The sequence below is a fragment of the Malaciobacter marinus genome, assembly GCF_003544855.1.
GTDB lineage: Bacteria > Campylobacterota > Campylobacteria > Campylobacterales > Arcobacteraceae > Malaciobacter > Malaciobacter marinus.
In genome coordinates this window covers 1,079,517-1,105,264 of record NZ_CP032101.1, presented here as the reverse complement: position 1 = coordinate 1,105,264, position 25,748 = coordinate 1,079,517, and the positions used below count along the sequence as shown (strand labels likewise).

The window sequence follows — 25,748 nt, the reverse complement described above, 5'->3', positions numbered from 1 at the left end:
CCAACCTTATTTAAAATTCAAATATTGATTTTATCTAAACAGAATTTAAAAAAGATAATTTTTACACTATTTTTTGAAACTTTTTATCAATTTCTACATTATTTATGGATTTTTTCAATATTTAAACTAAAAAATACAATTGACCTATTGAAATGCCTCCATCATTTAAAGAGACTTTTTTATTAAAAAATACTTTCTTATTCACTTTTTTAAGTTCATCAATGCATTTTTCTAAAAGTGTTTTATTTTGAAATACTCCACCTGTTAAGACAATATCTAAATCATTATAATTATTTGAAATATCAACTACAATTTTTACAATTGTATTTATAAACTTTGAGCAAATAATCTTTTTATTGGACTCAGTTATAATCATTTTTATCATATCTGAAATATCAATTTCTTCATTTTCTATTTTATATTTATAAGAATCTAATATATTTTTATCATAATACTCTTCAATCAAAAGTCCTGTTTCACCCTCATATGATTGAGTATGTGCAATATTAGATAAAGATGCAATTGCATCAAAAACTCTTCCAAGTGAGCTTGTAAGAGGAGCATTAATCTCTTTTTGCCACATCATATAAAAATTATTTAATTCCATATTTGTAAACTCATTTAATAATGCAATATTCATTTGTTTTAATTCATTTAAAGTGTAATTATCAAATAAAAGTGATAAAGCAACTCTTTTAGGCTCTTTTACTGCTTTTTCTCCACCAAGTAATTTAAAATATTTAAAATGAAAAAGACGTTTATAATTTTCTTTTGATGCAAGCATGACTTCTCCACCCCAAATATTTCCATCATCTCCATAACCTGTGCCATCAAAACTAAAACCTAAAAGTTTATCTTTTAACTTATATTCTGCCATAGTACTTAAAATATGTGCATAGTGATGTTGTATTTTTACTACTTTAATATTTAATTTACTTGCCCATTTTGTGCTTTCATAATTTGGATGCTTATCACAAACAATAACATCAGGTTCAAAATCATAAAATCTTTTAAAAGTTTCAACTGTTCTTGTAAAATATTCAAGGGATTCAATAGAGTTTAAATCCCCTATATGAGGAGAAACAATTATATTATCTTCAAAACAAAAAGATATAGTTGATTTTTGATTTGCTCCTAGTGCCATTATCTTTTTATTTTGTTTTGTTTCTAATTTTATTGTAGTTGGGGTATATCCCCTTGCATTTCTTAATTTAGCTACATCATCTTTAATCACTTGAACAACACTATCATCAACTGCATTTATAATCTCTCTATTAAAATCTAAAACAAAATCAACCACATGTCCAAGTTTTGATAAAAGTTCATCTTTATGCCTTATAATTGGCTCATCTTTTAAATTAGCACTTGTTGCTATAATTGGATTGTTTAAAAATTTAAATAAAATAATATGCAAAGGAGTATAAGGAAGAAATACACCAATTTTACTTATATTTGGTGCGATCAAGGAACTTAAATTTGTATTTTGTTTTTTCTTTACTAGTGTAATTGGTTTTTCTTTTGAAGTTATAATATCTTTTTCAAATTCATTAAATAATGCATAATCATATACTTGTTCAATATTTTTAAACATAACAGCATAAGGTTTTGTAGGTCTATTTTTTCTTAATCTTAATTCTTCTACTACCTTATCATTTGTTGCATCACAAACCAAATGAAAACCACCAAGACCTTTAATGGCAACTATTTCTCCATTATTAATTAGTGCAGCAATCTTTTTTATTGCTTCAATATCTTTTTGTATTTTTTTATTTTCTTTATTAAATAGTTCTAATTTTGGACCGCACTTCTCACAACATACAGGTTGTGCATGATACCTTCTATTAGTAGGATCTGTATACTCTTCTTGGCATAAAGGACACAAAGTAAACTTTTCCATTGAAGTATTAACTCTATCATAAGGAACAGTTTTTATTATTGAGTATCTTGGACCACAATTAGTACAATTTGTCAAAGCATAATTGTATCTGAAATTATTTTCATCATTTATATCATCAATACAATCTTGACAAATTGAAATATCTGGAGAAATTATTGTAGTTTTATTTGAGTTATTTTTACTTTCAATAATTTGAAAGTCATTAAAATTTTCAAACTCTTTATCTAAAATTTTCAAAGAATCAATAACAGCCAAAGGTGGAGAATAAGTTTTTAATTGTTTTATAAACTCTTCAATTAAAAACTCATTAGCCTCTAAAGCTATGTTTACACCCTCATCATCGTTATTTACCCAACCATTGATTTTTAACTTCTTACAAAGATTATAAACAAAAGGTCGAAAACCAACTCCTTGAACTATTCCTTTAACTTTTACTATCTTACTATTTATCATTAAAACTTCTTATTTTTGTATTACGAAGTCCTTATTATAATATATTTTAAAATTTTTTGTAATACTTTTATGAACTAATTTAGAAATTAATTCATTAGAAAAAAGATTGCCTGTAAAACTTATTCCATCAAGTTTAACTTCACTATGTATATCATCAATTAAAGTTGATATATAGTGTGCAAAACTCTCAACATAACCTAAAGATAAAGTTTTATCATCAACTCCAGCAAGTTTAAAACTCATGCCAGATTGAATTAATTTATGAAGTAAAAACTCTTTATTAAAAATTTTATCACTCTCTTTTAGTTTATAATCAATTCTAGGACCTTTATCTAAGACACATGCTGTTGCATTATTTAAAAGAACATTATCCTCTTCTATTTTTGAAGTAAAACCTAAAATTACAGAGATTATTTTCCAATAAGAATAAATACTATTTGTTTTAAGAGAAGATATATCACAGTTTTTTGCATTTTCATAAATATCTGAATATTTATTTTTATAGTTTTCAAGTAGTTTTGAAGCAGTTTCATCTTTTTTAAGTGTTTCAAAAATTTCTTCAATTGAGTTTGGTAACTTGTAACTTACTATATCTAAAAGTCCTTCTATATCTTTAGAATATAAGGCGATATTATCATCTTCTTTAGTTGAAGAATAAAAATTTAAAATTGATTTATTATAAAAATTATATTCATGTAAAAGCACCATAAAATGGCTTTTTGAAGGCTCTTTAAATTTAGAATAAATATCATCTAAAACTTTATTATATGAGTTTGATTCTAAAATTATATTCTTATCATCAATGATTTTTATTTTCATAATATCAAGTGCTTCTAATTGCTTTTCATAAGTTAATTCATAATCAAACTTTGAAGTTTCATCATAAATCAAGAAATCTATATCATAATTTTTCAACTCTTTAGCAAGTAAATATAATATCAAATCATTTACAAATCTTACATTAGCATACTCTTGATTTAAAGTATTAGTTAATTTAAATACTTCATTTACCCTTAGATTTATAATAGGTTTTTCTATACTTGCAAGGGCAACTACTTCTGCTTTATTTGCAATAAAAACTTTAGATATATTTGCTAAATTTGTACATAATAGTTTTACATTTTCTTCTGTTTTCATTAGTTTTTTAAATACAAAACTTCCTGATCTAGTCTTTATTTTTATACTTTTTTCATCATTTAATAAAAAGGCTATTTTTTTAAATAACTCTTCATAGTTTTCATAATGAATTTGTTGTTTATCAAAATCAAGAAAGCTTAATTCATTTACATCACAAGTTGTTCCACAAATATCACAAGATACAAAGGGATTGTAAAAATTCTTAGAAGTATTATCTTCAACTTTTTCTAAACATGAAGAACAAAATGGTAAGTTTATTTTTTCATTATCAAAACCTATACTTTGCTCATCACTCATTTGTGATACAACTTCTGCTGTACTATCTTTAAAAAATATTGACATTGGTAAAGATGAACTTAAAGTTGTTGAAAACTTTGTAAGTTCATCTTCATTACCATTGATAAATAAATTTATAAAATTACTCTTAGTTACTTTATATTCTAAATTACTTTGCTTTGCAATAGTATGTAAAAAATAGATTAAAGTGTTATTATTTGAGTTATAGTCAAATTTAAATTTTAGGATCATTAATAATCTCTCTTTTATATGAAACTTGTGATATATGCGTGATTGTTATATCATCTTTTTTTATTTTTGGTGTTATTTCTAAGCTTTTTAAATGTTCTATTACAGTTTTTTCCATTGTAGAGGTTGCATTTATTACTTCATCACTTAATTCAAAAGTCGTATCATCTGCTACTCTTTTTGGAATAATACCTAAAACTTGCGTTTTAGGTAAATCTCCATTCATTTGAATCATATTAAGTGTTTGAAGCATTTCTATTTCATGAGCACTTCCTTGCCAATCAATCTCTTTTGGTGCATTTTCAAAATCAAAAAAATAGATATCTCCTGGCTTTGAATCATTTGCATCAATACAATCTATTACAATTACATGGTCAAACTTAACAATAAGTGGAATTAGCCTATGGGCTAATGTTCCACCATCTACGATACTTACACTACTGTGTTCACTTTCAAACTCATATTTTTCATCTAAATAGTGAACAAAGTGTGCGCCCATACCCTCATCTTGGAAAAGGATATTTCCTATACCTAAAATTAAGATATTCATTTATCTTTCTTTTTTACCCATCTATATCCACTAAAGATTGAATCCATAGCTCCAGATTTTCCATATACTGAGTTAAATACTGCAAGATATATGTGAATTGGTAAGAAAATTATAAAAATCCACATTGCAATGTGATGTAATTGTCTAACCCATGCTAATCCACCAAACATTGCTTCAACAGGTCTTAAAATATCATATAACATTCCACCCATACCTTGATGATACACATGAATATATAAAATCAATCCTGTCAAAGAAATAAGTATAATAGCACCATATACACCTACATATGCCATAAATTGTAATGGATTATAAACACCTTTTCCATGTGGATGTTTTCCAATTAACAAATAATACTTAATTTGATTAATCCAAACTTTTGGATTAATAAAATCTTTAAATGAAGCTCTTTCAACTTTACTTTGTTTATCAAAGAAAAATAGATAAAATTTACCAAGAGTAACTGATATTAATAAAAATCCAAATATTATGTGCCATGATCTAAATAATGCATTTAGAAAATTAACTGGTTCTCCTCCATTATGTGCTGGAGCAATAAATGGATATGCAATATAAAAACCACTAGCTGTTAAAATTATAATTGCTATTGCCCTTACCCAGTGTGTAACTCTAAGCCAAAACGAAAACTCATAGTGTTTCTTTATCATAATATGCTCCTAACAGCTCGCCCCATAAACTGGGTCTACTTTATATACTCCTAAATTATTACCCTTAACATCCATTACATGAACTGCACAAGCAATACAAGGATCAAAACTGTGAATAACTCTAATAATTTCTAAAGGTTGAGAAATATCTGCAACTTTCATTCCTACAAGATTTGATTCATAAGGTCCCATTAATCCATTAGCATCTTTTGGACCTGCATTCCATGTTGATGGAACAACAGCTTGGTAATTTTCTACTACTCCATTTTTAATTCTAATCCAATGAGATAGCATACCTCTTGGTACATCACCAATAAATCTTCCTTTATACTCTTTATCTTTATCAATTTTATAAGAAGTATAAGTCTCTTGATCTACTTTTAAATTTTCAATTAAAGTATTAAAAGTTTCCATACCATTATCTGCAATTGCTTTTACTTGAAGCATTCTTCCAGCTGTTCTTCCAAGCGTTGTAAATAGTGCCTCTGTTGGTAAACCTGATTTTTCTAAAAATTCATTTACAATTTTTTGGATTTTTTTATTTCCACTAGCATATGATACAAGTACAGAAGCTAAAGGTCCTACTTCCATTGCTTTACCATCATATCTTGGAGATTTAATCCAAGAGTATTTTCCATTTTCATCAATTGCTTTTGAATGAACCATTTTTCCATCCATTCCAACAGTGTCTTTATCTACAAAACCTGTATAGTTAGGATTTGTTTTTCCATCATATGGATGTAAAGGTTGATTATCTTTATACCAAGAGTGAGTAGCTTCTTCTGTAATTAAGTCTTCATTTATAGGATATACTTTTGATAAATCACCATTCATGATAATACCAGTATCAAATAGATATTCACTTCTATTTAATAGCATCTCTTCATGTGACATGAAGTTCATAACTCCTCTTTTTTGTACAACAGAAGGCTCAGATTTAAAAGCTTTTCCTGCCATTAAGATATCTGCATAATATGCATTATCTACGAAGTTTTTAGCCATTTTGAATATAGTTAAATATTCACCCATTCTTGAAGGGTCTAATAAATCCATAATACAAGTAACACCACCAACAGTTAAACTTTGTGGATGTGGTTGTTTACCTCCAAATATAGCCATCATTTTTGCTAATTCTCTTTGAATTTCTAAGGCTTTTAAATAGTGAGATAAAGCTATTAAATTTTCTTCAGGAGTTAATTTATAAGTTTCATGTCCCCAATATGCATTTGCAAATGGGCCAAGTTGTCCTTTGTCAACAAATATCTTAACTTTATCTTGAACTGCTTTTAACTCATTTTCACCTGTACCAATTGGATATTTTGCATATTTAAATGCTTCTTTTGAAGCCTTTGCAGGATCTGCTTTAAGTGCAGATACAACATCAACCCAATCAAGACCATGAAGATGATAAAAGTGGATTATATGGTCATGTAAAAATAAAGCTTGATTCATCAAACTTCTTGTTAATTTTGCATTTAATGGAGGTTCAATTCCTAATGCATCTTCAACTGCTTCAATCCCTGCTCTATAGTGAGAATATGTACAAACTCCACAAATTCTTTGCATTAAAAAACCAGCATCTCTTGGATCTCTGTTTTTAACAATTGTTTCTAAACCTCTCCACAATGTTGATGTTGAGTAAGCTTTTTGAATTACATTATTTTCATCTACTTCTACTTCAATTCTTAAATGTCCTTCAATTCTTGTAATTGGGTCAACTATTACTCTTTTATTTGCCATCTTTTACTCCTCATCTTCTTTTGGGTTTTTAAATTTAGATATTGCTGCATGAGCTGCTATACCAATACCTGTCACAGTTAATAGTCCAACTCCAATTCTATCAGCAGTTGCATCAGCACCTAAACCGCCAAAAACTGTATTGTATAATCTATCAGCAACAGGTTCTTCAAATGGTCCCATTGTATCCCAGAAATCAGGTTCAGAACAACCAATACATCCATGACCAGCTTGAATAGGCCAAGACATATGAGAGTTGAACTTGTTTTTTGAACAGTTATTAAAAGTATAAGGTCCTTTACAACCTACTTTATATAAACAGTAGCCTTTTTTTGCACCCTCATCACCAAACTCTTCTACAAATTCACCTGCGTCAAAATGCCCTCTTCTTTCACATAAATCATGAATTCTAAGTCCATAAGCCCATTTTGGTCTATTATATACATCAAGTGCAGGTAGTGTTCCATATAAAAGGTAGTGTAATAATGTACCAACAATATTTTTCTCACTTGGAGGACATCCAGGAACATTTATAACTGTTTTGTCTGTTACTTTTGATAATGCAACTGTACCTGTTGGATTTGGGAATGCTGCTTGAACACCACCAAAGCTTGAACATGTACCAATAGCAAAAATAGCAGCTGCATTTTCACTAGCATCAATAGCATTTTGTTCACCAGTTTTTCCATGACCACCAATAGTTAAGAAATGTGAGTTTTCACCTGCTGGGATACCACCTTCAACCATTAATATATATTGACCTTTGTATTTTTCAATTGCACTTTCTAAATTATGTTCTGCTTGCCAACCAGCAGCAGCCATCAATGTTTCATGATACTCTAAAGAGATATAATCAAAAATAAGTGAATCAATTGTTGGGGCATCTGTTCTAAGTAGTGACTCAGAACATCCTGTACACTCTGCCATATGTAGCCAGATAATTGGCAATCTATCACTAAGTTCAGCAGCTTTTGCAACTAAAGGAGTAAAATTCGCTGGAAGTGCTAACATAGCAGTCATAGCACCAGCCCATTTCATAAAATCCCTTCTACTAACACCTTTTTCCTCTAAAATAGATGGAATAGACTTCTTATCATCAAGTTTTTTTAGTCTTTCTAAACTTGACAATCTTTTTGATAACTTACTAAATAAATCAGTTGTTTTCAAAATAGTTCCTTTTTATTGAAGTAAAATAAACTTTTTACAATTTATTTTAAAATTTTTTACCTAAACCTTAATAGATACACTATAAATGAACAATCATTCATGTTTTACTTATAAAAAAAACCAAATTAAATCTGGCATTTTTTTTAAACTCGTTTAATGTAATATAAACTAATTAATTAATATTACATAACTTAAACTTAACCAAGTGTTAATTTTTAATTTTCTAATTTTTTTTTAAAATAAGATTATAATGTGTGTAAAATCAACTCAAAGATTATAAGTTTAATTTATTATTATATTAAATAATTAAGTTAAAACTTTCACTTATCTTAAAAAATTTTTTTAATGTTTCTTAGGTTAATATTATTTTTTAGCATATTTCTATAAATAAAAAAATTTTTGTTCTTTTTTTGTCACTAAAATGGCTTAAATATGGCGTTTACTAATGTGTTGTGCAAACAGAACAAACATCAAAACTTCTAAGTATAATTTGTGCTTTTTCTAAAGAATCAACTCCAATTATTGCTTTTTGTGCAACTCCAAGTTTTGCATTTATTCCTGGACCTAAATTCCACACAGTAGGTGTAATTACATCATAAGATTTTATAATACCTTTTTCCATAATTATTTTATGATACAAAGATCCTCTTGCTGCTTCAACAGTACTAATTGAACTTGCATGTTCTATTTCACTATAAGAGTATTTAGGTTTTATATAAGACTCTTGGGATATATCAATTTTTGAGATTAAATCCTTTGTTTTTATTAAAAGATGGGCAAACTCGTCCATTCTTGCAAAGACTCTTGTAAATACAGAATCTTTATACTCTTTATGAATTGATTTTATAAAACTTCTATTTGAAACTAATGCTCTTGATAAAGGTCCTGTTTCATAAAATTCATTATTATAAAGTGCAGTTTTTGACCAAGTATATTCATTATCTTTTTTAGTACTGTTTACTTTAAAACTATTGATATTTTCTTCTTTTACTTTATTTATATCAATTTTATGTTTATTTTTTGTTTTTATCTTAGCACTTTCAAATAAAGAGCTTGAAGCTAATACTATATGAGAATCATAACTTTTACCAATTTTTTCAAGTTCATTTTCAAAACTTATATTTTTAAAATCTTTAAGTGCATAATCCAATTTTTCTAAAGAGTCTATATTATCAAATGAAAGGTAATCAATAATATCAACTCCGGTTAAACTATTTTCAAAAAATATTACTGCTTGATCTAAATAGTTTTGCATTGAAGTTAAATCAAGAAGTGTAGGATCACTCATGACTCCACCAGGAACCATATATGAAGTATGTGGCCATTGACCACCTATAATTGCTAATGACTTTATAATTTCACTTGTAATTTTTGAAGCATTAAGCCATTGACTACCTTTAATTGCTTTATATTTTTCATATTTTATATCAGAAGATAATTTCGCAATATCTGGCATAATAAACATATAAAACCATTTTATATGAGAATCAATTATTTCAATATTTAAACCTATTTCTCTTAAAAGTTTTGCTTTATTTGTAACTTCTAAAGGTTCATTAATATTTGTATATATATTCTCTAAAGCTTCAACAGTTGCTTTTAGATGTGCTTGTCCACAAATTCCACAAATTCTAGGAGTGTAAATCAAAGTGTCAAGTGCAGGTTTATCTTTTAAAATATATTCAAAACCTCTAAAATTTAAAAACTCTATTCTTGCATCACTTATACGACTATTTTCCCAAGAACAAACTAATTTGGCTTCGCCTTCAATTCTTTCGATTATATCAACTGTTTTCATATTCTTCTTTATTTATTAACTTATTATTTAATCTATCAATTTTAAAAGTTTTTGCAACTCCTGTAATTGTTAAATATGCTCTTTTATTTATACCTAAAGGAACTTGCGTTGGTATACCAATATTTTTTTTAGTCTCTAACATATTTTCTCTTGGAAAATCAAACTCTGTACAACCAATACAAGGCATTCCAGCTCTTGTTTTTGTATTTACATCGTTCCATAAAACCCTATTACAATTACTATGTGTCATTGGTCCTCTACATCCTTGTTCATAAAAAAGACAGCCCTCTTTTACTCCAAAACTTTTTGCTTCAACTTTCCATTCAAAGTATTCATTTCTTGTACATCCATGGTGTGCAAGACCATAATATATCTCTTTTGGACGTTGTTTATCATCTAAAAGTATTGTTTTATTATTTTTAAGAGTAAATAATGTCTGTAAAATCCATTCTGGATGAACAGGACAACCTGTAAGATTTATAATTTTTTGTTTTAAATTATTTAGTTCTAAATTATTTAAATAATCTGGAACTCCTTTTATACTTTTGTCTTCATCAAATTTCGCATGAATCCCACCAAATGATGCACATGAACCTACACTAATTATATAAGATGCTTTATTCGCTAATTTTATTAATAAATCTAAAATATTATTATCTGAGATTGTAAAATAATCACTACTTGAAGTAATAGCTCCTTCAATTAATAAGAAGTCTATATTTTCAAGATTAATTACATCATCTAATGATGTGTCTGTAGTTAAAGAAGGATGATAAAATAAATCAAAACTATTTAAAAAAAGTTCAAATCTAGAAGAGTTTGAACTTAATAAAGAATGAGTATTCCCATTACAAGTAATTGCTTGAAGCCAAACAATCTTAGGTTTATGTCTTGTCACTTTTTAATGCTCTATATATATTTTCAGCTACACTATCTGAATATTCTAAAAGATCTTTATCTAAAACCTTTTCTCCACTTAAAAAAGCAAAACCACCTAAACATCCCATAACCATAGAAAAGGCAGAGAAAAATTCTTGTTGTCTTAACTCATTTTTTTCAGCACCTTCATCAAGAAGTATCATAACCTCAGTTACAAACTCACTTACGCATAAAAAGCCCTCACAACCTTGTGCAAAAACTTCTCTATTTGAAAGATAAACTCTCAAAAAATACTCTATTACTTCAGGAGAGTCTTTTACATTTTCTAAATATTCTCTTGTAAATAGAAAAATTTTCTCTTTACAAGAAATATCCATATGATTTATAGTTCTTAACTGTTTTGCTAAAATATTAGTTGAGTACTTAATGGCATATTTTGCCAATTCTTCTTTAGAGGCAAAATAATTATACATATTACCAACACTCATTTGCATTGATTTTGCGATATCAGGGATAGTTGTATTATAAAAACCTTTTGTTGAAAAAAGTTTTAACGCATTTTGAATTATACTATTTTTTTTAACTTCTTTTGCAGACAATTTATATACCTTTATTTTATGTACATTTATAATAGTATAACTTTTTTTAATTATGAATGAAAGTTCATTAAATAAAAATACTTAAGCCACATTTCGTGACTTAAGTATACAGTTTAAATTTTAATGTACTAAATTAGTTAACTCAGTATCACTTACTTCATGGAAATTTAAATATTTGTAAATACTATCTCTTTTTTCAGCAGTAATTTTTTTAGGAACCATATTTAAATACTCTTCTTTACTTGGAAGTCTTCCAAGAAGTGCTGCAAGTGCTGCAACTTCAGCTGAACCTAAATATACTTTTGAATTTTTACCAAGTCTATTATCGAAGTTTCTTGTACTAGTTGAGAATACAACAGCACCTTCACTAACTTGTGCTTGGTTACCCATACATAATGAACAACCAGGCATTTCAATTCTTGCACCAGCTGCTGCAAAAATTGAATAATAACCCTCTTCTGTTAATTGAGCTTCATCCATTTTTGTTGGAGGCGCAACCCACAATTTACCTGGAACTTCACCCTCACCTTTAAGTACTTCACCTAAAGCTCTAAATAGTCCAATATTAGTCATACAAGAACCTACAAATACTTCATCAATTTTCTCTGTTGGTCTTTTTGGGTCTGCTAATATTTCACTTAATGTTGCAACATCATCTGGATCATTTGGACAAGCTAAAACTGGTTCAGTAATTTTATCTAAATCGATTTCGATAGTTGCTGCATATTCTGCATCTGCATCTGGTTGTAATAATTCTGGATTTGCAATCCATTCTTTCATTTTATCTGCTCTTCTTTGTAAAGTTCTAGCATCTTCGTAACCCTCTTCAATCATTTTTTCAATTAATGCAATGTTTGAAGATAAGTACTCAATAATTGGCTCTTTATCTAATTGAACAGAACAAGCTGCTGCACTTCTTTCTGCTGATGCATCAGAAATTTCAAATGCTTGTTCAACTTTTAATTGAGGTAAACCTTGAATTTCAATAATTTTACCAGCAAAAATATTTTTCTTACCTTTTTTCTCAACAGTTAATAAACCATCTTCAATTGCTTGGTAAGGGATTGCATTTACTAAATCTCTTAGTGTAATTCCAGGTTGCATTTCACCTTTGAATTTTACAAGAACAGATTCTGGCATAGTAAGTGGCATCATACCAGTTACACCTGCAAATGCAACAAGCCCAGAACCAGCTGGAAATGACATACCAATAGGGAATCTTGTGTGAGAATCTCCACCAGTACCAACAGTATCTGGTAAACAAAGTCTATTTAACCATGAGTGAATAACACCATCACCTGGTCTTAATGTAACACCACCTCTTGAATTAATAAAATCAGGTAATGTATGTCTTAATTTAATATCAGCTGGCTTTGGATAAGCAGCTGTATGACAGAATGATTGCATAAGCATATCTGCACCAAAACTTAATGCAGCAAGCTCTTTAATTTCATCTCTTGTCATAGGTCCAGTAGTATCTTGAGAACCTACAGTTGTAGCTATTGGCTCTACATACATACCAGGTTTAACACCTTCAATTCCACAAGCTCTTCCTACCATTTTTTGTGCTTGTGTAAATCCTTTTCCATTATCTTTTGGTTGCTCAGGAGCTAAGAACATATCAAATGCACCTAAACCTAATGCTTCTCTAGCTTTAGCTGTAAGTCCTTTTCCAATGATTAAAGGAATTCTACCACCTGCTCTTACTTCATCTGTTAATGTATTTGGAGCAAGTTTAAACTCTGATACTACTTTACCATCTTTTTCGATTACACCATCATATGGTTTTACAACAATTTCATCACCAGTTTCTAAATTATCAACTGGAGCTTCAATTGGTAAACATCCTGAATCTTCTGCTGTGTTAAAGAAAATTGGAGCAATAATAGAACCAATTACAACACCACCTGTTCTTTTATTTGGAACACCTGGTATATCTCTACCCATATGCCATTGAACAGAGTTAATACCTGATTTTCTTGAACTACCTGTTCCTACTACATCACCAACATAAGCTAATGGATTACCTTTTTGTTTCAACTCTTCCATAGTTTCAAGTGGCTTTTCCATTTTTGATTGTAACATCGCAGTTGCGTGTAGTGGTATATCAGATCTAGTAAATGCAACAGTTGCAGGAGATAAATCATCTGTATTTGTTTCACCAGGAATTTTATAAACAGTTAATTTAATTTCTTTTTCTAAGGCAGGTTTATTTGTAAACCACTCTGCATTTGCCCAAGATTCAATTATTTCTTTTGCTTTTTCATTTCCTGCATCCATTAATTCTTTTACATCATTAAATGCATCATATACTAATATTGTATTTTTTAATTGCTCAGCAGCAGCGTCTGCTACTTCATCATTTTTTAATGCTTCAACTAGTGGAGAAACATTAAATCCACCCATCATTTTTCCTAAAATTTCAATAGCTTCATGCTTTGAAATTACAGAACATGACACATTTCCTTTAACTACATCATTTAAAAATGCAGCTTTTACATATGCAGCATCATCAACACCTGGGTTGATTCTGTTTTTAAATAGATCTAATAAATAATCTGCTTCTTCAACTGAGTCTGCTTTTAACAACTCTACTAACTGTGCAGTTTGTTCAGCAGTTAAAGCTAATGGAGGAAGATTCCCTTCATTAAGTCTTTCTTCTGTGTGTGCTTTATATTCAGCAATTAAACTCATTAATATCTCCTAATTGATTTGTACTTATAGTATAACATAATGTTTGCTTTAGACAATGTACAGTTTTTGTTAAAATACGTACAAGTTTGTAATTTTGTAAAAAAAAGTTACAAAAAAAGTACACCATGTGTTAAATTTTTATCATTAATCGTATTTTAGACTATTTTAATGCTTTTATTAAATCTATTTTTTTACCTATAACTAAGTTTCAAAAAATATTTAAAAAAGTTATTATGTACAATAATTGTACATATTTTTATAATTTCCTAAATATTTTTTTTCAAATTAAAATTAATATATTTTTATAATAAATTCTATTTGCTACTTGTAAGCTATTGTAAAATAGTAAGATTTTTATAATTGATTTTAAAAATAGGAGTATTATTGTGGAAACACTTTTTTTTATAATTATACTTATGATTTTTGGTTTTTACTCTTATCCTGCAATTTTGTGGCTTTTATTTATAGCTATATATTCAGTTATTTTTTATGATGTAGGAGTTTATTTTTGGATAGTATTCATTACTTTTTCAATATTTATTTTAAATGAAAAGATTAGACAAAACTTTATAATAATTCCTATTTTAAAATATTTAAAATCAAATGAAATAAATTTTAAAATATTTAAAAATATTTTTTATTTTAATGAACATACTTTTTTAACTAATACTTTTAAAAGCTACAAAGAAAAGAAGCTCACAAAAGAAGAAAATGATTTTTTAAGAAATGATGTCGAGAAACTTTTCATATTTGAAAATAATAGATATATAGATTTTATTAAAAATAAAAAACTCTTTGCTTTATGTATTCCTAAAGAGTATGCTGGCTTAGGTTTTAGTTTTTTTTCATATTTAAAAATAATTGAAAAATTTGCTTTTCATTGTTCTTCTTTAAATATAAATGACATTTTAATAAACTCTATAAACTCAAGTAAAATTCTATTAAAATATGGAACAAAAAAACAAAAAGAGTATTATCTTCCTAAAATAGCAAAAGAAGAGGAGATAATTGAATTTATCTTTACAAAAACTAATTTTAAAGGTGAAGTATTTAAAGATGCAAAAGAAGAGCTAAAAATCAAATTGGAATTTAACTTCAAAAATTATAATAATATATCAACTTTAATAATAGTTGCTTTTGATTTATATGATCCAAAACACCTAATATTAAAGAATACAAATCTTGTTACTACATTTGCATTAATAAATATAGAAACTATAAAAAATACAAATAGTTCTGAAAATTTAACAATAAACTATAAAGATATTATAGGAGAGCCTTCTCATACACAAAACCAAAAAAGTTTTATTAAATCATTGCTTTTTTATAAAAAAGCTTCTTTCTTAAGTTTATGTATAGGCCAAAGTAAATCAAATTTAAAACTTATTAATTCATATACTAGCTTGAAAGATGAGTATGAAGTAAGTAAAAAAGAGATTAAAGAGATTGAAGAAAAAATTGCGCAAATTGTATCTTTTAATTATTTATCAACTAATTTAAGAAATTACTTTTTTTCTATTAATAAAGATGATTCAAATATTGATTTTTTTAATCATATTATAAATTATCATATTTCAAAAAACTTTAAAAAAATTGCCTTTATTACAATAGATATTTTAGATAGTAATAAATTTCAAAAAATCAAAAAAAGAGTTTATGAATTTATAGAGTATTCAAATAACTTAGATAAAAGTAGTTTTGACTTTGAGCATATTTTTATAAAAAATAAAAGTATAGTAATTATAGATAAAACTTTACAAAATTATATCTCTTCAAGTATCAATCTAAATATTAAATCTTTTATATTTTTTTTAACAAGAGGATATTTTATAAAAGTAGATAAAGAATTAAAACGCCATAAAAAAAATTTGATTTGGGTAAGTACAAATTTTAATGCTTTATTAAATTTCAGTTCATTACTTAGTAAAAAAAGAAAAAAAATAATCAATGAAAAACTTATAGATATTTTTTCTTGGATACATTTACTTAAATTAATAATTAAAAAGAATGAAGATAATCAAAATAGTAATTATAAATTTTTAGTAGATTATATTTGCCAATATGGTTTTTATCAAATTCAAAAAGAAAAAGAGAATATTTTTCAAGAAATCCCAACTTTTAAGATTTTACTTCCTTTTATTAGGTTAAATCCATATGCACTAAAACCAAATAATAAAATTAATACAAAAATAATCAAATTTATTAAAAATAAAGAAAACTTAGATGAAATTTGTGCTTCATTATCTTTTTTAAAAGATAATAATAAAACTATATTTTTTGAATTAGATGAAGCCTTAAAATTACAAAATGAATGTGAAGATTTACATGAAAGAATAAAATATGCCATTAAGCATAAGACATTAAAAAAAACTCATTTTTCTGAAACAATAAAGCAAGCTAATAAAACTGGAGTAATTACAAAAAAAGAGTATGAAAAATTGGACTTTGCATATAAAAAAAGATTAAATTTATTTACTTGAAATATATTAAAAAGCTTACAAATGATAAAATTTGCCTTTAAAAGGAGAAAATTTGGACTTAGAAGCTTTAAAATATAAACTCCATTCACAAATACCACTTACTAAATTCATGCAAATTGATATAGAAAAAGTCGAAAATAATTATCTAATAACAACTGCTCCCATAGAACCAAATATAAATGACAAACAAACAGGTTTTGCAGGAAGCTTAAGTACTTTAGTAACTATTTCTGCATGGAGTGCTTGTTATTTAAGTGTTGTTGATTTAGGTTTTAATAAAGATTGTATGATTGCAGTAATAAAAAGTGATACTGCATATAGAACTCCTGTAACAAAAGAACTTTACTGTAAAACTCTTTTACCATCAAAAGAACAACTACAAACTTTAAAAAGAAAACTTAAAGATAAAAAAAGTGCTTCAATTAGAATAAAATCTCAACTATTACAAGATGGTAAAGTTTGTGTTGATTTTGAAGGAGTATATGTTATCAAGCTTTAAATATTAAATTTTTAAATATTTTTAAATATTGTTTTGAACTTACTAGAGAACCCAATACAATTAAAACACAAGCAATTGCAATAGTTATTGTCATATTAGAAATACCTACTAAAACTAAAATTAAAGTTGAAAGAAGTGGTGCTAAATAAGCAAGTGAACCCAATATTTTTATATCACCGTTTTTCAAAGCAAAATCCCATAAATAAAATGCTCCTCCAACAGGTCCAAGACCTAACATTATTGCAGAAAAAAGTTCAAAAAATGTTGGTATGTAAATCTGTTCAAAAGTTAAATGTGCAATTGCAGAGAAAAAAGCAGTTAATATACAAAAACCTGTAACTGCAAAAGTTGGAATATGAGTTAAAGTTTTTGAAATCACGGAATAACTTGACCATAAAAGTGCAGAAATCAAGGCAAAAGAGTAGCCTAGAGTATATTTAGTATCAAATTGTAAACTTCCATCTTTTAAAACTAGTAAAAAAGCTCCACTTAAAGCTAAAAGTGTTCCAAGAATATGAAACCATTTTAACTTCTCATTTGGTAATAGTGAAGAAAAAACTACAATAAGTAATGGCCATAAGTAATTTATTAAATTAGCTTCAACAGCAGGAGCATTTTTAATGGCCAAAAAGTAAAATAAATGATATCCAAATAAACCAACTACTCCTATAATATAAGCTTTTAATGGTATTTTAAAAAACTCATTAAAGGCTCTTTTTTGTTTTTTTAACATAGCTATTCCTATTAAAGAAGCTACACAAAAAGATATAGTTAAAAGTTCAAAAGGTGGAATTTCTCCAGAATAAACTGTAAATAGTGCAAGACAAGACCATAAGCTTATTGTAATCAAGCCTAGTAAATTTCCTTTAGTTTGTTGTATATGCAATTTTCTCTCCTAATTCAAAAAATTTTACAATAATTTCCTTAAAATTATTTTTTTTTTGCTAAAATTATATGAATAAAGGAAATACTATGCAGATTAAACACATTTTTTCACTAATTATCTTTACTCTTTTTTTAATTGGATGTACACACAAAACACCATATACAAATAGAGATCAAATGATATTAATTTCAACAGAACAAGAGTTGGCTTTAGGTGAGCAAAGTTATGAAAAAACTTTAAAAGAATCAAAAGTAATAAAAAATACAAAAGATGCATTAAGAGTTAAAAATATTGGCGAAAAGATTGCAAAAGTTACAAAAAAAAATTATAAATGGGAATTTAACTTAATTGAGAATAAAGCAAAAAATGCATTTTGTCTTCCTGGTGGAAAAGTCGTAGTATACACAGGTATTTTAAAAATTGCTAAAAATGACTCACAACTAGCAACTGTTATTTCCCATGAGATTGCACATGCTCTTGCAAGGCATGGTGCTGAAAGAGTTAGTGCAGGTATGTTGTCTCAAGGTGTTCAAGTAATAGGAAATATAGTTTTAGGAAGTCAAGCACCTCAATATACAAAAACTTTTAATATTGCATATGGAGTAGGAGCTCAATATGGTGTGCTTATGCCTTATGGAAGAATGCAAGAGAGTGAAGCTGATGAAATAGGTATTTATCTTATGCATAAAGCTGGATATGATTTAAAAGAAGCAGTAAAATTTTGGGAAAATATGAGTAAAGGGAAAAAAGAAAATTTTGAGTTCTTTTCAACACACCCAAATTCAGAAAATAGAATAAAAAATATAAAAAAAATAATTAGTAAATTAAATTAATCTAAATAACAAATTTTAGTTTAATATAACCTCTTCACATTTATTAAAATAATAGCTATAATTTTGATATAAACGCGAAAAGGTTTGATTATGCATATATTTTACAAACTACTGATTATCATTATTTATACAAATTTTTTGTTTGCAGAAAATATAAAATATAATCCAATGATTGATTTATCAACAAAAGAACTTCAATGGCTAAATAAACATCAAAAAATAAAAGTTCATGCAGAAATGAATTGGGAACCTTTTAATTATAGTGAAAATGGTCAAATAATGGGTTACTCAAATGACTTGATAAGACTATTAGCTAAAAAAATCGGTTTAAAAATTGAATTTGTTCAAGCGCAAAATTGGAATAGCTTTATAAAAATGCTTAAAAATAAACAAATAGATGTTATATCAAATCTAGTTTCTACTCCCAATAGAGAAAAATATGCAGTTTTTACTAAAAATCCTATTATAAATATCTCAAATGCTATTTATTCAAATCAAAAAGCAAATATATTTAAAAAATTAAGTGACTTAGATAATAGAACTGTTGCAGTTGTTAAAGGCTCATGGCAAGAAGAAGTTATAAAAGACAACTATCCAAAGATAAAAATAATTCTAGTAGATAATTCAATTGAAACAATTCAATCTGTATCTACTGGATTAGCAGATGCAACAATAAATTTAGGACCAATTTTAAAAAATATAATTTCTAAATATGGTATATCAAATGTTTATTTTCAAGGTGTTGCAAAAATAAATGAAGAGAATAGATTTTTTGAAAGAATAGGAGTTAGAAAAGATTGGCCTATTTTAAGAGATATTTTTGATAAAGCAATAGAATCTTTGACATATCAAGAAAGAGTTACTTTAAATCAAAAATGGTTTATTGATAGTTTTATTAATAAAATTGAATACAATAAAGAAACACTAGAAAATAAAATTAGATCAAAAATCTTAACTACTAGTGGATATTCAAAAATACAATATAAAAATCCAAAGAAAATTTTACTTTTACACTCATATCATGCAGGCTATAAATGGACAGAAAATATAACAGCAGGAATAAAAGCTTTATTTCCAAATGATTCAAATGTTACTATTAGTATTGAATATATGGATACAAAAAGAGAGTTTGATAAAAAGTATTTAGAACTTTTAAAAAACAACTATCAGTATAGGTATAAAAATTCTGATTTTGATTTAATTATTGTTTCTGATAATAATGCATTGGATTTTATGATAGAAAATAAAGATAAGATTTTTGACTCTAAAATACCAATAGTTTTTACAGGAATAAATAATTTTGAAAAATCAATGCTAAAAAACAAATCAAATATAACAGGAATAAAAGAAGAGCTAGATATAAGAAGTACTTTAGATATTGCATTAAAACTACATCCAAATACAAAAAATGTTTTTGTAATAAATGATCAACTAACAACAGGTAAACTAATTGAAAAACGACTATTAAAGATTAAAAGTGACTATAAAAACAGAGTTAATCTAATTATTCCTAAAGCTTTATCAAAAGATGAGTTATTTGAAAAAATTAAATCGTTGAGTGAAGATACAATAATTTTTTATGTTCAATTTTTTAAAGATAAAAATGGGGAATATTTCAATACAAATGAATCAATAAAAAATATATCAAGACTAACAAAATTACCTATTTATGCAGCTTGGGATTTTTTACTTGGTGATGGAATAATAGGAGGAAAACTTTTAAGTGCATTTTCACAAGGCTTGGAAGCTGCAAATATTGCTCACTCTATTTTACTTGGTAAAAAAGCAGACGAAATTGAAATCTCAAATAAAAATACTACAAAATTCATGTTTGATGAAAGACTAATAGAGTCTTATAATATAAATAAAGAGTTTTTACCTCAAGATAGTTTCATTATAAAAGGTGATAATGTAAAGTTAAAATCAAACGAAACAATCTTTTTATCAAAAAAAGAAGAAAATTACCTTAGAAAAAAAGGTGAGATAAAAATGTGTATTTTACCTGATGCAATGCCCTATGAAAGTATTGAAAATGGAAAACATAAGGGTATTACAAAAGATATTATGGAAATAATTAAAAAAAGAATAAACTTAAAAGTATCCCTTTATCAAACAAAAAACTGGAAAGAATCATTAGATGCCATAAAAGAAAAAAAATGTGATATATTACCAGTTGTAGAAAATACACCAGAAAGAAGAAAATATTTAAACTTTACTAAACCATATATTACACAAACAATTGTTATTGCCACAAGAAATAATGAACTTTTTGTTGACAATATAAAAGATATATCAAATAAATCAGTAGCTATTATTCAAGGATATGCTTATGAAGAGATGATTAAAAGAAACTATCCAGATATTAAAATTGTTCATGTCCACACTATAAAGGATGGAATAAATAAAGTTAGAAATAAAAAAGTTTTTGGGTATATTGACTCATTAGGAAGTATTAGTTATCAACTTCAAAAAGAAGGTGACTTTGAGATAAAAATTGCTGGAAAAATAGAACAAGAAACAAAATTATCTTTTGGAACAATAAAAGATGAACCTATCTTAAATGTCATTTTTAATAAAGCAGTTGAATCATTTACACAAAAAGAATTAAAAAATATTTATGATAAATGGATTTCTGTAGAGTTTGAAGAAAAAGTAGATTATACTTTAGTTTATAAAATAGCATTTGCCTCTTTTTTAATAATTAGTTTTATTATATTTTGGAATAGAAAACTAAAAGCAGAAATACAAAAAAGAAAAAAAATAGAAGAAGAGTTAATAACAGCAAAAAAACAAGCACAAAAAGCAAACAAAGCAAAAAGTGAATTTCTTGCAAATATGAGTCATGAAATTAGAACTCCTATGAATGGAATAATTGGTATGACAACACTATCACTAGAAAAAATAAATAGTGATCCCCAAACATCAAAAGATTTTTTAATAAAAGCAAAAGCTTCTGCAAATATGCTTCTTAGAATAATAAATGATATTTTAGATTTTTCAAAAATAGAAGCAGGAAAGCTTGATGTTTCTATTGCACCTGTAAATTTAAGAAAATGTATAAGCAATATTAATGATCTATTTTCTCATATGGCTAAAGAAAAAGATATTGGTTTAATCATAGTACAAGATGAGGAAATACCAGAATATATTTTAAGTGATGAGTTAAGATTATCTCAGATACTTACAAATTTGATTAATAATTCTATTAAATTTACAAAAAAAGGTTACGTAAAAATTGAGATAAAGCTTATAGAACAAACAGATAAAGAGATTACTTTGAAGTTTTTTATTACTGATACAGGAAAAGGTATATCAAAAAATAATCAAAGTAAACTTTTTAAATCTTTTTCACAAGAAGATAATTCTATTTCAAAAGAGTTTGGAGGAACAGGATTAGGCTTGGTTATTTCTAAAAATTTAGTAGAATTACTTAAAGGAGAGATTGACTTTGAAAGTCATGAAAATAAAGGAACAACTTTTTTCTTTACAATTAAAGCAAAAATCCCAAAAAAAGAACAACTAGAAGAAATAGAAAATAGACTTGAGCATATTACAAACAATAATGAAAAAATAATAGATGCAAGAATACTTTTAGTAGAAGATAATGAAATAAACCAAGAACTTGCAATTAATTTTCTAAAAGATGAAGTAAAACATATTGAAATAGCAAACAATGGTTATGAAGCTGTTGAACTTATAAATAAACACTCTTGTAGTTATTATGATTTGGTTTTGATGGATATTCATATGCCAATAATGGATGGTTATAGTGCAACAAAAACTATTAAAGAGCATTTACAATGTAATACATTACCAATCATTGCTATGACTGCAAATGCTTTAGATAGTGATGTTAAAAAATGCTTATCTTATGGGATGGTTGATCATATAGGAAAACCATTTGATGTAAAAGTATTAAAAGAAAAAATAAACAAAATACTAAGTAAAAAGTCAATTGAAGAAAAGACAAATGAAAAAAGTTTGGATAATACAAGTTCAAAAAGCTTACTAGATACTAAAACCGCCTTAGATAGAATGATGAATCAAAAAGAATATTACAAAGATTTTTTAAAAAGTTTTATTGAAAAAAGAGAAAATGATATAAAAAAACTTTCAAGACTTTTAAAAGATAATAATACTGAAGATTTATTAAATGAATTACATACAATAAAAGGTTTACTTGGAACTTTAGGAGCATATGAGAATGCAAAACAGTTTGAAGAGTTTGAAACTAAAATAAAAAACAATCAAACAATTAGTGATGATTTTTTAAGTAATATTTCTAATAATTATGAGATTTTAATAAGTGAAATAAAACAATGGATTCAAGATAATTAAACATAAAACAGAATATCTGTTTTATGCCATATTTGTAAATACTGCTTGAACGTCATCGTCATCTTCAAGCTTTTCAAGTAATTTACCAATCTCTTCTTGTTCTTCTTCATTGAACTCTTGAGGATTATTTGTCACTCTTTTTAATTCAGCTTTTTTAAGTTCAATTCCTAGTTCTTCAAATTTTGTATTCATATTTCCAAAATCAGTATAATCAGCAAAAGCAATACATAATCCATCTTCTTCTTCAAGCTCTTCAAGACCTGAATCAATTAATTCTAATTCTAGTTCTTCAAGATCCATATTTTCTTTTTTATCAAACTCAAAAATTGCTTTTCTATCAAACATAAACTCTAATGAACCAGTAGGAACTACTTGTCCACCATTTTTATTAAAATGCATTTTTACATTTGCAACAGTTCTTGTATTATTATCTGTAGCGCACTCTACAAAAATCAATACTCCATGAGGACCTTTACCCTCAAAATTTACATCAGTATAATTTTTTGCATCTTTTCCTGTTGCTCTTTTAATAGCTGCTTCAATATTTGTTTTTGGTAAATTTTGTGCTTTTGCATTAAGAATAGCTGTTCTTAAAACAGGGTTCATTTCAGGATCACCACCACCAGCTTTTGCTGCAATTTCAATTGCCTTAGCTAGTTTTGGGAAAACTCTTGACATATTCCCCCATCTTTTCATTTTGGCTGCTTTTCTATATTCAAAGGCTCTACCCATAAATTACTCCAATATTTTATTTTTCACAGATTATACCAAGTTTGTAATAAATATGTAATTATTGGCAATTATAAACATATTTTAACTTTTTATATTTAAACTAATTAAATGTTATTTTAATTAGTTTAGATATAATTAATTTTATGATAAAAAAACTACTACTTTTAATTACTTTAATATTTATAAACTTTGCTAATAGTGAAGATATAAAATTACATTTTGAAAACAAAGAAATAACAAATGCTCAAACAGCACTTTTGTACCTTGATGCAAAAAATATAAAAGAGCCAAAGTTAACTGTTTTAAATAAAGAAAAAACGAATATAGATTTTTTTAAAAACCCTTTTAAAAAAAATAGCTTTTATGCTTTGATTCCTATGTCTTATTATAAAAATATCAAACCATATAAAATAATAGTTTCATATGAAAAGAACAATGTTAAAAAGTTTAAATCAACTTCATTAATATTAAAAAATGGGAAATATAAAAGTGAAGTAATAAATGTAAAAAGTTCAAAAGTTACTTTAAGCAAAAAGAATAAACAAAGAACAAAGAAAGAGTACAAAGAAGCTATGGATATTTACAATACTGTAACTAAAGAACTACTTTGGAATAGTGATTTTATTTATCCTTTAAATACAAAAATAACAAGTGAATTTGGTACAAAAAGAGTTTATAATAATAAGATAAAAAGTTATCATAGTGGGACAGACTTTAGAGCAAGTATTGGAACACCAATTAAAGCTGCAAATGATGGAATAGTTGTACTTTCAAAACATAGATTTTATGCTGGCAATTCTATTATTATTGATCATGGACAAGGAGTCTATACTTGTTACTATCACTTAAGCAAAATGAATTTTAAGAAAAATCAAAAAGTGAAAAAAGGCGAGATTATAGGCCTTAGTGGAAATACAGGAAGAGTTACAGGACCACATTTACATTTTAGTGCAAGAGTAAACTCTGTTCAAGTTGATCCTATGCAACTTATTACGATTTTAAACAAAATAAATAATTAGTAAAACATTTTTTTGTTTTACCTAATTTTTTACAATTTTTCTATATAATCACATTCACACACAACACAAGGAAAACAAAATTGAAAAAGGTAGTATTAATACTAATGCTTTCATTACTATATTCCTGTAATGCGAAGCAAATAGAACAAACTAATAATTTAGCAACAGATGAAACATATATGGCTTTTGATGACATTTCAAGTGAGTTTGAAAACAAAGGTTATAAAAAAGATGAGTTTGATCCATTAAGTGGGTACAACAGAGCAATGACTTCTTTTAATGATAGTTTTTATCTTTATATTTCAAAACCTGTTATTTTAACATATAAAGATATTGTTCATCCAACAATAAGAACAGGCGTATCTAACTTTTTTACGAATTTAGGTTTTCCAATTAGGTTTATAAATAATCTTTTACAATTTAAGTTTCAAAATTCATGGGAAGAGTTACAAATGTTTTTATTAAATACTACATTTGGAATTGCTGGATTAATAGATGTTGCAAAAGAGAATAACTTTGAGATAAAGCACCATGATGAAGATTTTGGTCAAACTCTTGCTACTTGGGGAGTGGGAGAAGGTTTTCATATTGTATTACCAATTTTAGGCCCATCAAATCTAAGGGATACTTTTGCTTTTTTTGTTGATGATTTTGCAAATCCTTTAAAAAAAGGTGATACTTCATTTTATTTAAGTAATTCAACTGAAGAATCAATAGGAATTAGAACATTTAAAGTAGTGAATAATTCATCTTTTAAAGTAGAAGTATACGATAAGATAAGAAAAGATGCTATTGATTTATATCCATACTTAAAAGATTTTCATAGAAAACAAAGAGAAAAGCAAATAAAGGAATAA

General features: G+C 26.5%; 18 protein-coding genes. 6 read left to right on the top strand and 12 right to left on the bottom strand.

Annotated elements, in window-relative coordinates:
* Positions 1–121: 121 nt before the first annotated feature.
* The 10 genes from hypF to AMRN_RS05425 form a co-directional block, all read right to left on the bottom strand.
* Positions 122–2,350: a carbamoyltransferase HypF gene (hypF, locus tag AMRN_RS05470; RefSeq protein WP_099311336.1), complete on the bottom strand. Its 2,229-nt coding sequence runs from the start codon at positions 2,348–2,350 to the stop codon at positions 122–124.
* 9 nt (positions 2,351–2,359) lie between these two features.
* The gene (locus tag AMRN_RS05465) at positions 2,360–4,015 is read right to left on the bottom strand and encodes a hypothetical protein (RefSeq protein ID WP_099344737.1); all 1,656 of its coding nucleotides are present in this window, start codon (positions 4,013–4,015) and stop codon (positions 2,360–2,362) included.
* A complete protein-coding gene (locus tag AMRN_RS05460) occupies positions 3,999–4,562 on the bottom strand; it encodes a HyaD/HybD family hydrogenase maturation endopeptidase (RefSeq protein ID WP_099311583.1) in 564 nt (187 codons plus the stop codon). Before AMRN_RS05460 ends, AMRN_RS05465 begins: the two co-directional genes overlap by 17 nt.
* Complete coding sequence (gene cybH, locus AMRN_RS05455; protein WP_099311584.1) at positions 4,559–5,230, bottom strand: Ni/Fe-hydrogenase, b-type cytochrome subunit; 672 nt, start codon at positions 5,228–5,230, stop codon at positions 4,559–4,561. The genes AMRN_RS05460 and cybH overlap by 4 nt, the downstream gene beginning before the upstream one ends.
* A gap of 9 nt (positions 5,231–5,239) precedes the next feature.
* Positions 5,240–6,970, bottom strand: coding sequence for a nickel-dependent hydrogenase large subunit (locus AMRN_RS05450; protein ID WP_099311585.1), 1,731 nt, complete (start codon positions 6,968–6,970; stop codon positions 5,240–5,242).
* 3 nt (positions 6,971–6,973) lie between these two features.
* Entirely contained in the window at positions 6,974–8,134 is a 1,161-nt protein-coding gene (locus AMRN_RS05445) for a hydrogenase small subunit (RefSeq protein ID WP_099311586.1), read from the bottom strand.
* 442 nt (positions 8,135–8,576) lie between these two features.
* Positions 8,577–9,932 carry a nickel-dependent hydrogenase large subunit gene (locus tag AMRN_RS05440; RefSeq protein WP_099311587.1) on the bottom strand — a complete coding sequence of 452 codons (1,356 nt, stop codon included), beginning with the start codon at positions 9,930–9,932 and terminating at the stop codon, positions 8,577–8,579.
* A complete protein-coding gene (locus tag AMRN_RS05435; protein WP_099311588.1) occupies positions 9,919–10,830 on the bottom strand; it encodes an NADH-quinone oxidoreductase subunit B family protein in 912 nt (303 codons plus the stop codon). Before AMRN_RS05435 ends, AMRN_RS05440 begins: the two co-directional genes overlap by 14 nt.
* Positions 10,817–11,410 (bottom strand): TetR/AcrR family transcriptional regulator, encoded by a 594-nt coding sequence (locus tag AMRN_RS05430; RefSeq protein ID WP_079577206.1) that lies wholly within the window; start codon positions 11,408–11,410, stop codon positions 10,817–10,819. Before AMRN_RS05430 ends, AMRN_RS05435 begins: the two co-directional genes overlap by 14 nt.
* Before the next feature lie 120 nt (positions 11,411–11,530).
* Entirely contained in the window at positions 11,531–14,104 is a 2,574-nt protein-coding gene (locus AMRN_RS05425) for a bifunctional aconitate hydratase 2/2-methylisocitrate dehydratase (protein WP_079577205.1), read from the bottom strand.
* Positions 14,105–14,490: 386 nt separating this feature from the next.
* Here AMRN_RS05425 and AMRN_RS05420 point away from each other — a divergent pair, with 386 nt between their 5' ends.
* Together AMRN_RS05420 and AMRN_RS05415 are read left to right on the top strand one after the other, a co-directional pair.
* Positions 14,491–16,584, top strand: coding sequence for an acyl-CoA dehydrogenase domain-containing protein (locus tag AMRN_RS05420; RefSeq protein WP_118897375.1), 2,094 nt, complete (start codon positions 14,491–14,493; stop codon positions 16,582–16,584).
* Positions 16,585–16,636: 52 nt separating this feature from the next.
* The gene (locus tag AMRN_RS05415; protein WP_099311590.1) at positions 16,637–17,083 is read left to right on the top strand and encodes a YiiD C-terminal domain-containing protein; all 447 of its coding nucleotides are present in this window, start codon (positions 16,637–16,639) and stop codon (positions 17,081–17,083) included.
* Here AMRN_RS05415 and yddG read toward each other — a convergent pair.
* On the bottom strand, positions 17,073–17,969 hold the full coding sequence (yddG, locus tag AMRN_RS05410; RefSeq protein ID WP_228150841.1) for an aromatic amino acid exporter YddG: 897 nt from the start codon (positions 17,967–17,969) through the stop codon (positions 17,073–17,075). The two genes, AMRN_RS05415 and yddG, sit on opposite strands and share 11 nt — an antisense overlap.
* Before the next feature lie 86 nt (positions 17,970–18,055).
* On the opposite strand from yddG, the gene AMRN_RS05405 reads away from it, so the two are divergent.
* The gene (locus AMRN_RS05405) at positions 18,056–18,802 is read left to right on the top strand and encodes a M48 family metallopeptidase (protein ID WP_099311591.1); all 747 of its coding nucleotides are present in this window, start codon (positions 18,056–18,058) and stop codon (positions 18,800–18,802) included.
* A 90-nt stretch (positions 18,803–18,892) separates the two neighbouring features.
* On the top strand, positions 18,893–23,140 hold the full coding sequence (locus tag AMRN_RS05400; RefSeq protein ID WP_099311592.1) for an ABC transporter substrate binding protein: 4,248 nt from the start codon (positions 18,893–18,895) through the stop codon (positions 23,138–23,140).
* A gap of 21 nt (positions 23,141–23,161) precedes the next feature.
* Here the strand turns inward: AMRN_RS05400 and AMRN_RS05395 are convergent, their stop codons facing one another.
* On the bottom strand, positions 23,162–23,872 hold the full coding sequence (locus AMRN_RS05395) for a YebC/PmpR family DNA-binding transcriptional regulator (protein ID WP_099311593.1): 711 nt from the start codon (positions 23,870–23,872) through the stop codon (positions 23,162–23,164).
* A 143-nt stretch (positions 23,873–24,015) separates the two neighbouring features.
* On the opposite strand from AMRN_RS05395, the gene pgp3 reads away from it, so the two are divergent.
* Together pgp3 and AMRN_RS05385 are read left to right on the top strand one after the other, a co-directional pair.
* Positions 24,016–24,891, top strand: coding sequence for a peptidoglycan metallopeptidase Pgp3 (pgp3, locus tag AMRN_RS05390; protein ID WP_099311594.1), 876 nt, complete (start codon positions 24,016–24,018; stop codon positions 24,889–24,891).
* A gap of 80 nt (positions 24,892–24,971) precedes the next feature.
* Positions 24,972–25,748 carry an MlaA family lipoprotein gene (locus tag AMRN_RS05385; RefSeq protein ID WP_228150842.1) on the top strand — a complete coding sequence of 259 codons (777 nt, stop codon included), beginning with the start codon at positions 24,972–24,974 and terminating at the stop codon, positions 25,746–25,748.

Bases quoted from the DNA above. Each gene is read 5' to 3' on its own strand.
- hypF (WP_099311336.1), bottom strand. From the start codon at position 2,350: ATGATAAATAGTAAGATAGTAAAAGTTAAAGGAATAGTTCAAGGAGTT.
- AMRN_RS05465 (WP_099344737.1), bottom strand. From the start codon at position 4,015: ATGATCCTAAAATTTAAATTTGACTATAACTCAAATAATAACACTTTA.
- AMRN_RS05460 (WP_099311583.1), bottom strand. From the start codon at position 4,562: ATGAATATCTTAATTTTAGGTATAGGAAATATCCTTTTCCAAGATGAG.
- cybH (WP_099311584.1), bottom strand. From the start codon at position 5,230: ATGATAAAGAAACACTATGAGTTTTCGTTTTGGCTTAGAGTTACACAC.
- AMRN_RS05450 (WP_099311585.1), bottom strand. From the start codon at position 6,970: ATGGCAAATAAAAGAGTAATAGTTGACCCAATTACAAGAATTGAAGGA.
- AMRN_RS05440 (WP_099311587.1), bottom strand. From the start codon at position 9,932: ATGAAAACAGTTGATATAATCGAAAGAATTGAAGGCGAAGCCAAATTA.
- AMRN_RS05425 (WP_079577205.1), bottom strand. From the start codon at position 14,104: ATGAGTTTAATTGCTGAATATAAAGCACACACAGAAGAAAGACTTAAT.
- AMRN_RS05405 (WP_099311591.1), top strand. From the start codon at position 18,056: ATGCAGATTAAACACATTTTTTCACTAATTATCTTTACTCTTTTTTTA.
- AMRN_RS05400 (WP_099311592.1), top strand. From the start codon at position 18,893: ATGCATATATTTTACAAACTACTGATTATCATTATTTATACAAATTTT.
- AMRN_RS05395 (WP_099311593.1), bottom strand. From the start codon at position 23,872: ATGGGTAGAGCCTTTGAATATAGAAAAGCAGCCAAAATGAAAAGATGG.
- pgp3 (WP_099311594.1), top strand. From the start codon at position 24,016: ATGATAAAAAAACTACTACTTTTAATTACTTTAATATTTATAAACTTT.